14 protein-coding genes are annotated in these 14,203 nt (G+C 70.0%); 7 read left to right on the forward strand and 7 right to left on the reverse strand.

Features of this window, described 5'->3' with window-relative positions; all coding sequences use genetic code 11:
- The 6 genes from ETD86_RS26230 to ETD86_RS59225 form a co-directional block, all read right to left on the reverse strand.
- A complete protein-coding gene (locus ETD86_RS26230; RefSeq protein ID WP_138668825.1) occupies nucleotides 1-909 on the reverse strand; it encodes a glycosyltransferase family 2 protein in 909 nt (302 codons plus the stop codon).
- Between the two features lie 134 nt (nucleotides 910-1,043).
- Nucleotides 1,044-1,811, reverse strand: a complete 768-nt coding sequence (locus ETD86_RS26235; RefSeq protein ID WP_138668826.1) for a CDP-alcohol phosphatidyltransferase family protein — start codon at nucleotides 1,809-1,811, stop codon at nucleotides 1,044-1,046.
- The gene (locus tag ETD86_RS26240; RefSeq protein WP_170223274.1) at nucleotides 1,789-2,829 is read right to left on the reverse strand and encodes an iron-containing alcohol dehydrogenase family protein; all 1,041 of its coding nucleotides are present in this window, start codon (nucleotides 2,827-2,829) and stop codon (nucleotides 1,789-1,791) included. Before ETD86_RS26240 ends, ETD86_RS26235 begins: the two co-directional genes overlap by 23 nt.
- Nucleotides 2,830-2,857: 28 nt before the next feature.
- Nucleotides 2,858-3,592 (reverse strand): phosphocholine cytidylyltransferase family protein, encoded by a 735-nt coding sequence (locus ETD86_RS26245; protein ID WP_138668828.1) that lies wholly within the window; start codon nucleotides 3,590-3,592, stop codon nucleotides 2,858-2,860.
- Nucleotides 3,593-3,679: 87 nt separating this feature from the next.
- On the reverse strand, nucleotides 3,680-4,303 hold the full coding sequence (locus ETD86_RS59220; protein ID WP_138668829.1) for a DUF5941 domain-containing protein: 624 nt from the start codon (nucleotides 4,301-4,303) through the stop codon (nucleotides 3,680-3,682).
- On the reverse strand, nucleotides 4,300-5,718 hold the full coding sequence (locus ETD86_RS59225; RefSeq protein WP_138668830.1) for a CDP-alcohol phosphatidyltransferase family protein: 1,419 nt from the start codon (nucleotides 5,716-5,718) through the stop codon (nucleotides 4,300-4,302). The genes ETD86_RS59220 and ETD86_RS59225 overlap by 4 nt, the downstream gene beginning before the upstream one ends.
- A 110-nt stretch (nucleotides 5,719-5,828) precedes the next feature.
- On the opposite strand from ETD86_RS59225, the gene ETD86_RS26260 reads away from it, so the two are divergent.
- Entirely contained in the window at nucleotides 5,829-6,563 is a 735-nt protein-coding gene (locus ETD86_RS26260; protein ID WP_211370316.1) for an IspD/TarI family cytidylyltransferase, read from the forward strand.
- A gap of 80 nt (nucleotides 6,564-6,643) precedes the next feature.
- A complete protein-coding gene (locus ETD86_RS26265) occupies nucleotides 6,644-8,404 on the forward strand; it encodes a CDP-glycerol glycerophosphotransferase family protein (protein ID WP_246148188.1) in 1,761 nt (586 codons plus the stop codon).
- Here ETD86_RS26265 and ETD86_RS26270 read toward each other — a convergent pair.
- Entirely contained in the window at nucleotides 8,364-9,383 is a 1,020-nt protein-coding gene (locus ETD86_RS26270) for a glycosyltransferase family 2 protein (protein ID WP_138668842.1), read from the reverse strand. The genes ETD86_RS26265 and ETD86_RS26270 overlap by 41 nt on opposite strands.
- Before the next feature lie 152 nt (nucleotides 9,384-9,535).
- Here ETD86_RS26270 and ETD86_RS26275 point away from each other — a divergent pair, with 152 nt between their 5' ends.
- The 5 genes from ETD86_RS26275 (at nucleotide 9,536) to ETD86_RS26295 (ending at nucleotide 13,998) form a co-directional block, all read left to right on the forward strand.
- Nucleotides 9,536-10,975: an LCP family protein gene (locus ETD86_RS26275; RefSeq protein WP_138668831.1), complete on the forward strand. Its 1,440-nt coding sequence runs from the start codon at nucleotides 9,536-9,538 to the stop codon at nucleotides 10,973-10,975.
- A gap of 67 nt (nucleotides 10,976-11,042) precedes the next feature.
- Nucleotides 11,043-11,357, forward strand: a complete 315-nt coding sequence (locus ETD86_RS26280; protein ID WP_246148190.1) for an STAS domain-containing protein — start codon at nucleotides 11,043-11,045, stop codon at nucleotides 11,355-11,357.
- A 94-nt stretch (nucleotides 11,358-11,451) separates the two neighbouring features.
- A complete protein-coding gene (locus tag ETD86_RS26285) occupies nucleotides 11,452-12,297 on the forward strand; it encodes a GNAT family N-acetyltransferase (protein WP_138668833.1) in 846 nt (281 codons plus the stop codon).
- Nucleotides 12,294-13,133 (forward strand): LLM class flavin-dependent oxidoreductase, encoded by an 840-nt coding sequence (locus tag ETD86_RS26290; RefSeq protein ID WP_246148192.1) that lies wholly within the window; start codon nucleotides 12,294-12,296, stop codon nucleotides 13,131-13,133. The genes ETD86_RS26285 and ETD86_RS26290 overlap by 4 nt, the downstream gene beginning before the upstream one ends.
- A gap of 130 nt (nucleotides 13,134-13,263) precedes the next feature.
- The gene (locus ETD86_RS26295) at nucleotides 13,264-13,998 is read left to right on the forward strand and encodes a DUF4097 family beta strand repeat-containing protein (RefSeq protein ID WP_138668834.1); all 735 of its coding nucleotides are present in this window, start codon (nucleotides 13,264-13,266) and stop codon (nucleotides 13,996-13,998) included.
- The last annotated feature ends 205 nt before the right edge of the window (nucleotides 13,999-14,203 follow it).

Here is a 14,203-nt window from a genome sequence, read left to right on the forward strand (position 1 = left end):
CTAGACGATCGGGGGGCGGCCGAGCTTGACCATGCGCCAGGCCGTGCGCCAGGCCATGGGCCGCCGCTCGCCCGCCGGGCTGCGCAGACCCTCCATGAACCCGGCGAACCATGCCCTGAGCGCCGTCGCCGAGCCGCGCTCGCGGACGAGGGTGAGCACCACCCAGTTGGTCAGGTAGAGCGCCGCCAGCGGCCATGGCAGGTTGCGCCGGGCCAGCCAGACCCGGTTGCGGGCGTTGAGCCGGTGGAAGTTGGCGTGCCGGGTCGGCGGGACCTGCGGGTGGTACATCACCGTCTCGGCGTCGTACTCGATCCGGTAGCCCTCGCCGAGCAGCCGCCAGGCCAGGTCGGTCTCCTCGTGCGCGTAGAAGAACCGCTCCGGCAGGCCGCCCACCTGCAGGAACGCCGAGCGCCTGACGGCCGATGCGCCACCGAGGAAGGTCGTGACCGGCGAGGAGCGCTGTGGGTCGCCCGCGCGCAACCGGGGGACGTGGCGCCGCTGGCCGATGCCGCCGTCAGGGTCCATCACCCGGAAGGAGATGACCGCCAGGTCCGGCTCGGTGGCGAAGCGGTCGCGCACGTGGGCGACGACCTTCTGGCTGGCGTACCAGCCGTCGTCGTCGAGGAACAGCACGACGTCTCCCGAGCACTCCTCCACGCCGCGGTTACGGCCGGCGGGGATGCCCGCGTTCTGGTCGAGCCGGATCGATTTCACGACCGCGGCCGATCCCTCGGGTGGCGTGGCCGACACCTCGGGCACGTCGGCGCCATTGCCCACGATCACCACTTCGACGTCGCCGTCGATCTGGTTGAGCGCGGACTCGACCGCCCGGTTCAGCTCCGCGACCCGGTTGCCCATGGTGAGAATGACGCACGAGATCTTCAAGAGATCACCAGGCGGTCGTGGCATGCTTTCATGATCACCGAGTCTGTTTCTGGGTACGGGTGAAGCTAAGCGTATCGGAACTGGGGATGAACCCCCACCGAACGGCGGACGTCCGATCTATACGACGGACGCCGACCGTCTCCGGTTCCGACATGGCATCACGCCAAGCGTCTCGACGCGAGGATGCTTACCAAATGCAGAACCACTTGTAGGCAAGCCGCGAGGAAACACGCGATCAACAGCACCCTTGTGGCCAGTATGTCCCCGATGAACACGTCCACGACGGCCGCGACCACGACCAGGATCGACAGCTCGACAGCCTGCATGATCCGGTGGAACTTGGTCGCCGACAGGATCCTGCGCCCCAACGCCAGCAGCCCGGACCGAATCTGCCCGGCCTGCGCCTCGGTCGCGGCAGGCAACCCGGAACGGGCCCGCGCCACGTCCACCAGGTCGGTCTCCGCCTTGATCAGGATGGCCCCGAGCGCCGTCCCGACGCCGAGCACGGTATACCAGTCCGGTATGACCATCGACGCCCGGAAGCCCAGCCCGATGAGCAGGGCCGCCTCGGCGAAGTAGTGGCCCACCCGGTCGAGGTAGACCCCGGTGATCGAGGTGCGCTGCGTCCAGCGTGCCAGCTCGCCGTCGGAGCAGTCGAGCAGCAGGTAGAGCTGCACCAGCAGGAACGCCAGCACCGCCGCGGCCACGCCGGGCAGCGCCAGGACCACGCCCGCGGCCACCCCGGTCACGATCATCAGCCCGGTGGTCTGGTTGGGCGTGATCGGCGTCTTGGCCAGCAGCCACGTGACGTAGATGGACATCCTGCGCATGTAGAGCGTGCCGGCCCAGTGTTCGCCGCTCTTGCGGTCCATGGTGCCGGCGGGCTGGGCGACCCGCCGCAGCTCAGCGACCGAAGGCCCGGACATAGTCCCCCACCCGATCGTGGATCTCGGTGTCCTGCATGCGCAGGTGCTCCAGGATCGTGTAACGGCCGGGACGGGTGGCCGGGGCCAGTGCGACGGCCTCGGCGAACTGCGCGTCGCTCAGCCCGATGTCGGCCGGGACGACCGGCAGCTCGTGGCGGCGCAGGCAGTCGACGACCTGCGCGACGCGAGCCTTGTCCTCCCTGAGGAAGAAGCAGAAGGCGGCACCGATCCCGGCGAGCTCGCCGTGGTTGGAGGTGCCGGGGAAAAGCTGATCCACGGCATGAAGGATCTCATGGTCTCCACCACTCGCGGGACGCGAGGAGCCCGCGATCACCATCGACATGCCCGACAGGATCAGGGATTCGGCCAGCACGGTCAGGAAGGCGTCGGACTCGATGGAGTCGGCGCGGCCGATGAGCGCCTCGGCGGCGGTGCGGGCCATCGAGCAGGCCAGCCCGTCGATCGGCTCGCCCCGCTCGATGTTGCCCAGCTGCCAGTCCTCGATGGCCGACAGGTTGCTCACGACGTCGCCCACGCCTGCCCGGACGAGCGACTTCGGCGCATTGTGCACGAAGTCCAGGTCGACCAGGATCGCCAGCGGCATCGGCACCCCGAACGTGCCCTTGCCTCCCTCGTAGACGAGGGAGGCCGTGGGCGAGCAGATGCCGTCGTGGGAGAGGTTGGTGGCCACCGCGACCATCGGGATGCCGGCGAGCGACGCGGCGTATTTGGTCGCGTCGATCGTCTTGCCGCCGCCGACGCCGACCACCACCTCGTAGGCGCCCTTACGCAGGTCGGCGCCGAGCGTGACGGCCGCGTCGACCGACCCGTCGGCCACTCTGAACACCTCGGCCTCGTCCAGCTGGGGCGCGATCAGGCTCTCGATGTGGTCGCCCTGGCCCGGGCCGACGGCCACGGCGACCCTGCCAGAGGTCGCCACCCGGCTGTCGGCCAGTAGGACGCCGAGTTCGGCGACGGCGCCGCGCCTGACCTGCATGGTCAGCGGCGCCGGCAACATCCTCGCGAGAAGCGGCATGCCCGCCCCCTCAGTAGCGAACGGCTATGGTGCGGGCTTTGGCCAGGTCGTCGTGGTTGTCCACCTCGACCCAGTCGACCTCGCCGATGGGCGCGGCGTGGATCGTCTCGCCCCGCTCGACCATCTCCTGATAGCCGTCCTCGTAGTAGAGCTGCGGGTCGCGCTCGAACGTGGCCCGCAGCGCGTCGGCCAGCCGCTCTCCGGCGCCCGGCCTGATGAGGGTGGCGCCGATGTACTCGCCGTAGGCCTCGGCCGGGTCCATCAGCTTGGTGATGCGCCGCAGCGAGCCGTCGGGCGAGAGCGTGACCTTCATCTCCTCGTCGGCGAGCTTTTTGACGTTGTCGACGGCGAGCAGGATGTCGCTGGTCTCGGGGGCGGACAGGAGCGTCTTCTCGACCGAGACCGGGTGCACGGTGTCACCGTTGACCAGCAGCGCACCCTGGGAGAAGTAGTCGCGGGCGCACCACAGGGAGTAGGCGTTGTTCCACTCCTCGGCCTTGTCGTTGTGCACCAGGGTGAGCTTGACGCCGTACTTCTTCTCGAAGGCGTCCTTGCGCTCGTGCACGGCCTGCGCCGCGTACCCGACGACGATCACGATCTCGCGCAGGTCCACCTCGGCGAGATTGCGCAGCGAGATGTCCATGATCGTGGTTTCACCGTCGACCGGCACGAGCGCCTTGGGCAGCGTGTCGGTGTACGGCCGCAGGCGTCGTCCGGCCCCAGCGGCCAGCACCATTCCCAGCAACGTGCACTCCTCAGTCGAGCATGTCGAGCATGACGTACGTAGGCCCAAAGGTTAGTTCCCTTTGGGCCCTCCGCGGGTAATCCGGCGTTAGTCTTGCGTTCCCATATCGCTCGCCTCCACCCCGGATCGGGGTGCGGCCAGCCAGCAGGTCAGGCTCTCCCCGCCGAACAACGCCCACAGGTAGAGGGCGAGCACGGCATAACCGAAGGTCAGCGGCCCCATGAGCGCGACCAGCGAGACCGCCATCATCCGGCCGTCCCAGCCGAGCCCCAGCGTGGCCAGCCACGACGGAGCGTACACACGCTGCCGCAACCGGTAGACCAGATCGTAGTGGTGGAACGCCAGCGCGCCGAGCAACAGGAAGATCAGCCCCGGGTTCAGCTGGTGGGCGAACCCGACCGCCGCCACGAACGTGTACTCGATGACCCGCAGGATCGGCGGCACGAGCCAGTCGAACCTGCCGTCGTGCGGATGTGTGCTGCCCGGCCCGGCCAGCAGCAACGTCACGGCCGGCGCGAACACCGCGAGCCCGTCCGTCCCCGCCACGCCGAGCACCAGCAGCACGCCGGTCACGAAGGTGCCCGCGAGCACCGGCGGCAGCGGTGGCAGCTGCCCGGCCACGAGCAGGCCCATGGCGCGCGAGAGCGGCCCGTCGTCGCGGTAGGCCACGACGGTGCTGTTGGGTACGGGGGCCATGTGCACCGGGCTCATCGCGCCGACCTCAGCATTCGTCCGGCGAGCTGATAGAGGACCGCCACGCCGCCCCAGCAGAGCAGGGAGAGGAACGTCACGCGGGCGTTCCAGAAGGCGGCGGTGACGGCGATCAACGCGGTCCGCTCACCGACGGACAGCATGATGATCTTCTTGGCCCAGTGGCCGGCCACCCGGCGGCCCACGATCTGGGTCAGGCCGAGAAAGCCGGTCGGGCGCCGGCCGTGGGCCGACTCCAGCAGCGAGCGGGGCGGCCTGCCCCAGCCCGCCCCGACCCGGGCCGCGTCGGCGACGGCCCCGGCGTAGGCGAAGTCGATGCTGTGCCGGACGACCTGCAGGATGGTCGCGGCCACGGCGAGGCGCCAGATGCCGGGGTCGGTGGAGCCGACGGCCAGGCCGATGTAGACGGTGTACTCCTTGAACCGGTCCGCCATGCCGTCCGCCCAGGCGCCGAGCGGCGAAAAGGTGCGGGTGTAGCGGGCCAGCTGGCCGTCGAGGCAGTCGAGCACGAACGACAGGTAGAACAGCAGCGCCCCGAGCAACCGCCCGCCCTGAGTGCCGGCGGAGAACCACACGGCCGCCAGGAGGGCCAGGGCGACCGAGACGCCGGTGACGGTGTTGGGGGTGAGCTTGAGCTTGACGGCCGGCTTGATCAGGTAGCGCGACCAGGTGGAGACGAAGAACGTGGCGAAGAAGCCGTCGTCCTGCTTGACCGAGGTGTCGAGCCTGACCCTGGCCTCGTCCACATCGGCCAGCGCGGCGATGGCGGTGTCGGCGGCCTGCTGGCCGGTCACCCGGTCGGCGTGCAGCGGCCCGATCGCCGCGGCCCGCACCTGCGCACCCGACCTGACCAGCCCGACCAGCAGCAGGTCCACGGCCTCGACCGCGGTGACCGGGCCGAGCCTGCCGGCGTCGGCCAGCTCGGCCAGCTCCTCGGCGATGTCGGCCAGCGTGCCGAGGTCGGACTCGCCGGCCTGCAACCCCCCGCGGAACGTGGCGTTCGCCTCGGGGACGACGTGGAAAGAGCTGCCCGCGGCGACGACCTTCCCGCCCTCGACGCGTACGGGCGGCCGCATGGGCCCCGCGATGGCGTCGGGGAAGACTAGCGCCCCGGTGGCGTGCGCGGGATGCTCCAGCAGCAACGCGAGGGCCTCGGTGTGGGCCACGAGGTCGGCGGGGAGCACGGCGAGGGCGCCCGTCGAGATCCTGGCGATCTTGGCGACGCCCCTGAGGTCGGCGCCGAGCCCGCCGCCCGGGGTGACCACGTGGATCTCGCTCACGGGCAGCGTGGCGAGCTGGCCGGTGATCCGGTCCAGCAGCGTGCCGTCCGCACAGGAGAGCCGGCCGGCCGGGGTCGTGGCGAGCAGCACGACCGACGTGGTCGTGCTCTCGCGGGACGTCAACGAGTCAGGCAAAGCGCGGGTCTCCTCCCGGCCGGGGGTGGAGCGCGTGGGCTTGGGGGTGCCTAGCAAGCGTAGCGACAGGTCAAGGCAATATCACGGAGCGGCACCGATACTCTGCCGCTATGGATTCCAGGTCGGTTGGCGTGCTTTTGGCGGGCGGTGTGGGGCAGCGGGTGGGGTTGGCCACTCCCAAGCAACTCGCCGAGATCGCCGGAAAGACGATCATCGAGCATTCGATCGCCGTGTTCGAGGACGCGCCGGAGATCGACGAGATCGTGGTGCTGATGACGCCGGGCTACACCGACCGGGTGCGCGAGATCGTGGAAAAGGGCGGCTACCGCAAGGTCACCAAGATCGTGGAGGGGGGCGCGAGCCGTACCGAGAGCACGTGGCGGGCCCTGCAGGCGCTGGGGACGGAGGAGTGCGATGTGCTGCTGCACGACGCCGTACGCCCGCTCGTGGAGCCCAGGATCATCACCGACTGCGTCCGCGCGCTGCGCACGCATCGAGCCGTCAACGTGGCGATCCCGAGCTCCGACACCGTCTTCGTGGCCGTGCCGGGGCCGGACGGCGAGGTCATCGGCGAGGTGCTTGACCGGTCGCGGCTGCGGCGCAGCCAGACGCCGCAGTGCTTCAAGCTGTCGGTGATCAGGGAGGCGTACGAACGGGCGTTCGCCGACCCCGGCTTCGGCAGCCGCCCGGCCACCGACGACTGCGGCGTGGTGCTGCGTTACCTGCCCGAGGTGCCGATCCACCTGGTGCCGGGCAGCGAGCACAACATCAAGGTCACCCACCCCGCCGACCTCCAGATCGCCGAGCTGCTCTTGCGGCTGGCCGCCGGTCGACCGATGGCATAAGGGTCAAGTACGTGAAAACCCCCGCGTTGCAGGCGTGGCGTGGACGCTGCTTGACCTGAGGCTTGTTACTGTGCGATCACATGAGGAAACTCATCGTGATCGCGGCGCTGCTCGTCTGCTACCCCGCGCTGCTGGTGTCGGCCCTCTGGCCGGCGCCGCTGCTGTTCGGGGTGGTGGCCGCGCTCTCCTACGCCGCCGAGTACGCCGCGCCGCGCGTCGCGAGGCGGTTGACCGACGTACTCGGCAGGGTGCACCTGGGGGTGACGCTGCGATTCGCGGCCCGGCAGACGGCGGCGCTGCTGCTGGTGGCGCGGACGGTGGGCCCGGATTCGCCGTGGTTCGTGGCGCTGGCGGCGGGGATGTTCGGGATTCACGGGGTGCGGGCCGTGCACACGGGGCTGGCTCTGCGGCTCAGGCAGACGCTCAGCAGTATGCCGGTCACCACTCGCAGCCTGGACGTCTCGGCGCTGCGGATCCCGAAGATGCCGCCGGGCTGGCTGGGCAACGCCCGCAGCGTGCGGTTCCTCTACCTGGACGTGCTGCCCGTGCTCGGGGCCGCGGCCGGCGCCGTCGCGGCGGCCTGCGGCGCGGCCCTGGCGCTCGTGTGCGGCACGATCGGCGCGCTGGCGCTGATCCCTTACGTGCGGCGGGCCCTGCCGCTCACCGACAAGGCCCGGGTCATCCAGGTCGTGAGCGAGCAGGTCAGGGCCTACCGCCCGGAGGTCATCCTGTACTTCTCCGGCGCCACCGCCGCCGCCTACCAGGCCAGGATGTGGCTGCCCACGCTGGAGCGCATCGACCGGCGGGCCATCGTGGTGCTGCGCGAGCGCGGCATGGCCGCCCATCTGGAGCCTTCGACGCTGCCGATGGTGTGCATCCCGTCCTCGGCCGACCTGATGAGCTTCCACGCCCTCTTCAGCGCCAAGTTGTGCCTGTACGTCTCCAACGTCGGCGGGAACGTCCCCATGCTGCGCATCCCCACGCTGCGCAGCGCGTTCCTCAACCACGGCGACAGCGACAAGGAGGCGTCGTTCAACCCGTTCTCCCGGGTGTACGACGAGGTGTGGGTGGCCGGGCCCGCGGGACGCGACCGTTACCGCCGGGCCAAGGTGGGCGTCAGGGACGAGTGCATCCACGAGGTCGGCCGGCCGCAACTGGAGGGCATCTCGACGGAGGGGCCCGGGCTGCCGTACCGGACCGTCCTGTACGCCCCCACCTGGGAAGGCTGGAACGACGACCTGTTCCACACGTCCTTGATCACCATGGGGCCGCGCATCGTGCGGGCGTTGCTGGAGCACGATCCACCCCTCCGCGTGATCTACAAGCCGCACCCGCTCACCGGATACCGCGACAAGAGCGCCCTGCGCGCGCACCGGAAGATCGTCACCATGATCGAGGCGGTGGAGCTGGCCAAGTCGAAGGCGAGGCACCCGTCCCGTGCGACCGGATCGACGCCGCGGATCGCCCACATGATCGTCACCGGCCATGAGCCGCACCTGTACGACTGCTTCAACCAGTGCGACCTGCTGATCAGCGACATCTCCAGCGTCGTGGCCGACTTCCTGGCCAGCGAGAAGCCGTACGCCGTGACGAACGTGGCCGGCCTGCCCGAACGTGCCTTCCACGAGCGGTATCCGAGCACCGAGGCAGGCATGCTGCTGGGCAAGGACCTGGCCGGGCTCGCGGAGTTCCTCGACGGGGAGGACACGCTGGCCCGAGCCAGGATCAAGCTCAGGAGCTACTTGTTCGGGCCGGAGTATCCGGACGCGCTGGCCCGCTTCAACGCGGCGGTCGAGCGGGTCATGACTTCGGCGGGCGAGCCAGCTTCTTCGGGCTCGTGAGGAAGCCCCAGCCCCAGGAGCAGTGCATGGTGGCGTACACGATCGGCAGCCGCAGCCGCGCCGCCGGGGACAGCCCGCTGCCGGTCACCACCGAGCCCGCCACGATGGCGAGCGCGTAACCGCCGGGGACGATGAGCGCGAGCGGGAAGAACGGCGAGACGACCAGCCCCAGCAGCATGGCCAGCACCGCGGCGGGCGGCGCCAGGTACCGCAGGTTGATCGTGCCCTCGTGGGTGCGCGCGACCACCCGCCGCCAGCGGCCGTAGTGGAAGTACTGCTTGGCCAGGGCCTTGACGTTGGGCCGCGGCCGGTAGGAGACCCGCATGCGCGGCTGGAACCACACCAGCCCGCCGCTCTGGCGGATGCGGTGGTTCATCTCCCAGTCCTGGGCCCGCTGGAAGTGCTCGTCGTAGCCGCCCACCCGGTCGAGCGCCGAGCGGCGGAAGACGCCGAGGTAGACGGTGTCGGCGGGGCCGGCCGTGCCGCCCACGTGGAACGCGGCCGCGCCCACGCCGATCTTGGAGGTCATGGCGCAGGCCACGGCCTGCTCGAAGGGTGTGACGCCCTCGGCCGCCATGATGCCGCCCACGTTGTCGGCGCCGGTCTCCGCCAGCGTCTCGACCGCGATGCGCAGGTAGTCGGGGGGCAGCATGGCGTGCCCGTCGACTCTGGCGATGATGCCGTTGCGGGAGGCGGCGATCGCGGCGTTGAGTGCGTTGGGGGTGCGGCCCGTCGGGTTGGGCACCACGGTCACCCGGGGGTCGGCCGCCGCGATGGCGTCGGCGACCTCCTGGGTGCGGTCTTGGGACGGACCCACGGCGAGCACGACCTGGATGTCGCCGGGGTATCTCTGGGCGAGGACCTGGTCGACGGCCTCGCGAAGGTGCCGCTCCTCGTTGAGGACCGGCATGACGACGGATATGGGGGGCCAGGCGCGCGTTTCCGCGGGCGCCTGCGGCGAGTCGGGGAACTGCTTCATGGCGGGGCTCACGCTACTGTACCGGCAGGGCAGGAGGGCAATCGAAAGCCCGATCCACCGGATCACAGGAGGGGGACGGCAGTGAGCGAGCGAAGCGAGCGACCCATCAAACACTGCCGACTGTCGTTCATGCGTCCGACGAAGGAGGGCGCATGAGTGACTCGGGCGAGGAGGACGCCGGAGTGCTCGTGGGCGGCGACGCCTACGGCGGCGTCAGGCTCCCGCCCGGCCGTCCGCGCAGACCGTTCAAGAGGAGCGCCAAGGCACGCCGGCGCAATGTGATCGTGGCCGGGTTCCTGTCCACGTGCGTGCTCGTCACCACGGGCGTGGTGTGGGCCACCCCGCGCCAGATCGGCACCGTCGACGCGGGCGTGACCGCCCCCACCCGCGGCGCCGAGAACATCCTGCTGGTCGGCGTGGACAAGCGTGACGACCTCACCCGGCAGCAGCAGAACCGGCTCAAGCTGGGCCGCGAGGCGGGACAGCGCACCGACACCATGATGGTGATCCACCTGTCCGAGGATCACCGCCGGGTCACCGTGGTGAGCCTGCCGCGCGACACCTGGACGACGGTGCCCGGCAAGGGCGAACACAAGATCAACTCCGCGTACCAGTTCGGCGGGCCCAAGCTCGCCAAGCAGACCGTCGAGTCCGCCACCGGGCTGCAGATCAACCGCTACATCGAGGTCAACATCCTCGGCTTCATCGACGTCGTGGACTCGCTCGGCGGCGTCACGGTGTGCACGCCGGTGCCGATCAACGACCCCAAGACCGGGCTCAACCTGCCCGCGGGCACCCACCAGCTCGAGGGCGTGCAGGCGCTCGGCTACGCCCGCACGCGCGCCACCGCCCGCTCCGACCTCGACCGCATCGACCGGCAGCAGCAGGTCGTCTCGGCCCTGCTCAACCGGGCGCTGAGCGCCGACACGATGGCCAACCCCGGCAAGCTGGCCTCGTTCGTCAACTCGACGCTCAGCACGGTGAAGGTGGACCCGGACGACGGGCTGCTGGGGCTGGCCACGCAGCTGAGGGACGTGTCGCTGGAGAACGTGAAGTTCGCCGAGGTGCCGCTGGCGAACGTCGACTTCAAGGCGCCGACGGGCGAGTCCGCGGTGTTGTGGGACAAGCAGGCGGCGCGCGACATGTTCGCCAAGATCAACGCCGATCAGGATCCCGCCAAGCCCACACCCACGGTTTCTCCCTCCCCTTCCGCCAAACCGTCGGCGATCACGCCGGGCAGCATCAAGCTCAAGGTCAAGAACGGCACGTTGATCACCGGTCTCGGGGCGCGTACGAAGACGGCGCTGGTCGCGTACGGCTTCAAGGTCCAGGGCGAGCCGGGCAACACCACGAAGAAGGACTACAAGAAGACCGTCGTCCGGTACGCCACGGGCCAGGAGGACGCCGCCCGCGTGGTGGCCGCCGCCATTCCCGGGGCCGAGCTGAAAAAGGCGGACGTCGACGGCATCGAGGTCATCGTCGGCAGCGACCAGCCGAAAATCCAGAAACAGAAGTCCACCACCGCCCCAAGTGCCAAGCCGAGTGTTACACCAACGACCAAAACGGCAATGGAGAACATATGTAAGAAATAGGCATAACTTTCGGCAGTTCGGGCAGGTGAGGCCCATGGTGGTCAGGTGTTGGCGGGAAGACCCCTGCATGGTTCTGCACGTCGTGGGTGATCTCGACGTCGCGGGAGCTCCTCGGTTGCGGGCCGAGTTGGAGCAGGCGATCGCCGAGGCGGACCCGCCCAACCTGGTGATCGACCTGACTGAGGTGCCGTTCTGCGACTCCGTGGGGCTGGGCGTGCTGGTGGCCACGCTCAACCGCATCCATCAGATGCGCGGACGCATGATCCTGGTGTTGGCGCCCGGCATGATCCGCCATTTGCTGATGATCACCAATCTCGACCGGCATTTCGAGACGAGCGAGTCGATCGGCGAGGCCCGCACGGCGCTCGCCAGCGCCGCCTGACATCCCTTGTCAATCGTTACTTTCAGGTGTGCGAGAACATGGTCATGTTCTTCGGGCACACCTCCCCATCACCTGGCGGAGAGCCCCTGCACGTGTGGAGGCCTTCACGTTGTTCGACCAGTTTCCCGAGCCTGCGCGCTCCCAGCTCGCTGCCGCCTTCGACGAAGGCAGGACGCGTCCTGAGTGGTGCTTCGCGGAAGGGCCGGCCCGCCTGTCGTACTGGGCGCCCCTCCCAGGCTCGGAGCCGGTGATCGTCTGGCAGTTCGACCCGGGCCCGGATCCCGTCGCCGCCGCCGGCCTGCTGCGCCGCAGCCTGAGCACGATGGGCCTGAAGAAGATCATTCACGACATCCCGCTCAAGTCCGGGCTCACCCCCGTCGTCGACCGCGCCGTCGAGCACCAGGCGCTCACCCTGGCCGGGTTCGCCATGGAGGTCGAGCGGCTGGCACTCGAATGGGTCGCGGGCACTGATATCCCTTTTGATCCTGGGCGGCTGACGTACCGGCCGGCCCGCAGCATGCCCCCTGCCGAGGTGATCGACCTCCTCGTACGCGTCTCCGAGGGCTCACTCGACCACGACACCCGGATCGAGGTCGCCACGGGGGGCGCCGAGCGAGAGGCCCGATGGATGTACGACGACCTGATGAGCCGCAGGGCCAAACCCGACTGGTTCGTCATCGGGCACCTGGGCGACTCCCCCGTGGGCCTGGTGGCCCCCGACGACCACTCGATCGCCTACATCGGCGTCGTGCCCGAGCACCGCGGCCGCGGCTACGTCGACGACCTCCTCGCCAGAGGCACCAGGACGCTGGCCGAAGCAGGCGTGCAGCGCGTCGTCGCGGCGACGGACGTCGCCAACGTCCCCACTGCCAACGCCTTCCTGCGTGCTGGATACTCGGAGGTCGGCCGGGTGTTCCGCTACTACTGGAGGCAATCATGAGGCTTGGCGTGATGTTCGACAGGGGCCTGCCGCCCGAGCAGCTCATCCCGTTCGCCAAGGCGCTGGACGCGACGGCCGTCGACGACCTGTGGGTGGTGGAGGACCTGGGCTGGACCGGCGGCATCTCCTCGGCCGCCACCGCTCTGGCCGTCACCTCCCGCCTGCGGGTCGGCATCGGCATCGCCCCCGCTCCCCTGCGTAACCCGATGTTGCTGGCGATGGAGCTGGGCAACCTGGCGCGCCTGCATCCCGGCCGGCTGGCGGCGGGGATCGGGCACGGCGTATCGGACTGGATGCGCCAGGTGGGCGCCGCCCCGCCGTCGCCGCTCGCCCTCTTGGAGGAGACGGTCACGGCCGTACGCGCGTTGTTGCGGGGCGAAACCGTCACGCTGCACGGCAAGTCCGTGCACCTGGACGGGGTGTCGCTCGTGCATCCGCCCGCCGTGGTGCCGCCCGTGCTGACCGGGGTGAAGAGTCCGAAGTCGCTGGCGCTGTCGGGGCGCGTGGCGCAGGGGACGATCGTGCCCGAGGGCATCGGGCCCGCTCAGGTGCCCGGAATCCTGGAGCGGATCGGGGCCGCGGACAGCGACGATCACGAGCTGGTGGTCTTCACGTTCCTGCACACCGGCGGGGAGGACATCCCCGAGGCCATGGTGGAGGGGCAGGCGTCGTTCCTGGGGGTCGCTCCGGAGGATGTGGTGATGGCGCACGGCTCGCCGGAGGAGGCGGCGGCGCAGGTCAAGAGCTTGTGGGCGGCAGGGGCTGACACGGTGGCGGTGCGTCCGCTCGGTTCGGACCCGCTGCACCACGTCACGGCCCTGCTGTCGGCCCTGTAGGACCGGCCATCTGGCCGCCGGGCGCGGCCGGATGGCCGCATGGCCGCGCGGCAGCCGGATGGCCGAATGGCCGATCGGGCTCGGCCGGATGGCCGATGAGCGGCGTGTGGCGCCCGGCCACGATCGACTCATGAGGCGAATCGCGGCATTAGCAGCATGTGCGGCGGCGGTGGTGTTGGCCACCGCCGGTTGCGGCGGCCTGGATCTGGACGCCGAAGAGGTGCACTCGGCACAGTCGTTCCCCGTGAGCGGGACCTCCCTGAGGATCATCTCCTCCCTGGGCGGCGTCCGCGTGCTTCCCGGCACCGGCGACACGGTCGAGGTGGAGCGGTGGGTCCGCGGCAAGGCCGCCGACGAGGGCGGCGCCACCTGGTCCCTGAGGGACGCCACCCTCCGGCTGAGCGCGAACTGCAACCTGGTCCTCGGCGACTGCGGCGCCCGCTACCACATCAAGGTCCCGCCCGGCATCCGGCTGTCCATCGACGCGGCGGACGGCGTCGTACTCAAAGACCTCCCGCAGGACGTGGACATCTCCAGCCGGGATCGCATCCAGTTGTCCGGCACCTCGGGAAGGTTGCGACTCCGCAGCGAGGGCCCGATCACGGGTGACGGGCTGAAGTCGGCGAACGTCCGATGCCGGACCCTGGACGGTGCGATCGACCTCTCCTTCACCAGCCCACCGACCGACCTGGATCTCCAGTCCAGCGATGGCAGGGTGACGGCGGCCGTGCCGAAGGGCTCTTATGCGGTGACGGCGAAGAGCACGGACGGCAGCGAGCGCTCCGAGATCGAGAACGACGCCAAGGCCACCAGCAAGATCGTCGCCCGCAGCACTTCCGGAAACGTCCGCATCCTGGCCAGATGACCCATCGGCCAGCATGTGCGGTCTCACCTGATCCTGGACAAGGGTCGCCGCGGCGTCGAGGATGGGGGCAGCCGAGTCGTGGAGGCCCCGTGAAGGCTCAGCACCGCGGGCCCGTCCGCCGGGTGGCCGCGTTCGCCGCCGTCATCCTCGCCACCCTGGCCCTGACGACCACGCCGGCCGCCCAGGCCGAGCCGGTGGGCGGGGG

Source organism: Nonomuraea turkmeniaca, assembly GCF_005889735.1.
GTDB classification, from domain to species: Bacteria; Actinomycetota; Actinomycetes; order Streptosporangiales; family Streptosporangiaceae; genus Nonomuraea; species Nonomuraea turkmeniaca.

Excerpts from the sequence above, each read along its gene's own strand:
- ETD86_RS26240 (WP_170223274.1), bottom strand. The coding sequence starts at position 2,829 with ATGTTGCCGGCGCCGCTGACCATGCAGGTCAGGCGCGGCGCCGTCGCC.
- ETD86_RS26265 (WP_246148188.1), top strand. The coding sequence starts at position 6,644 with ATGAGGAAACTCATCGTGATCGCGGCGCTGCTCGTCTGCTACCCCGCG.
- ETD86_RS26290 (WP_246148192.1), top strand. The coding sequence starts at position 12,294 with ATGAGGCTTGGCGTGATGTTCGACAGGGGCCTGCCGCCCGAGCAGCTC.
- ETD86_RS26230 (WP_138668825.1), bottom strand. The coding sequence starts at position 909 with ATGCCACGACCGCCTGGTGATCTCTTGAAGATCTCGTGCGTCATTCTC.
- ETD86_RS26280 (WP_246148190.1), top strand. The coding sequence starts at position 11,043 with ATGGTTCTGCACGTCGTGGGTGATCTCGACGTCGCGGGAGCTCCTCGG.
- ETD86_RS26235 (WP_138668826.1), bottom strand. The coding sequence starts at position 1,811 with ATGTCCGGGCCTTCGGTCGCTGAGCTGCGGCGGGTCGCCCAGCCCGCC.
- ETD86_RS26270 (WP_138668842.1), bottom strand. The coding sequence starts at position 9,383 with ATGAAGCAGTTCCCCGACTCGCCGCAGGCGCCCGCGGAAACGCGCGCC.
- ETD86_RS26275 (WP_138668831.1), top strand. The coding sequence starts at position 9,536 with ATGAGTGACTCGGGCGAGGAGGACGCCGGAGTGCTCGTGGGCGGCGAC.
- ETD86_RS26295 (WP_138668834.1), top strand. The coding sequence starts at position 13,264 with ATGAGGCGAATCGCGGCATTAGCAGCATGTGCGGCGGCGGTGGTGTTG.
- ETD86_RS59220 (WP_138668829.1), bottom strand. The coding sequence starts at position 4,303 with ATGAGCCCGGTGCACATGGCCCCCGTACCCAACAGCACCGTCGTGGCC.
- ETD86_RS26260 (WP_211370316.1), top strand. The coding sequence starts at position 5,829 with ATGGATTCCAGGTCGGTTGGCGTGCTTTTGGCGGGCGGTGTGGGGCAG.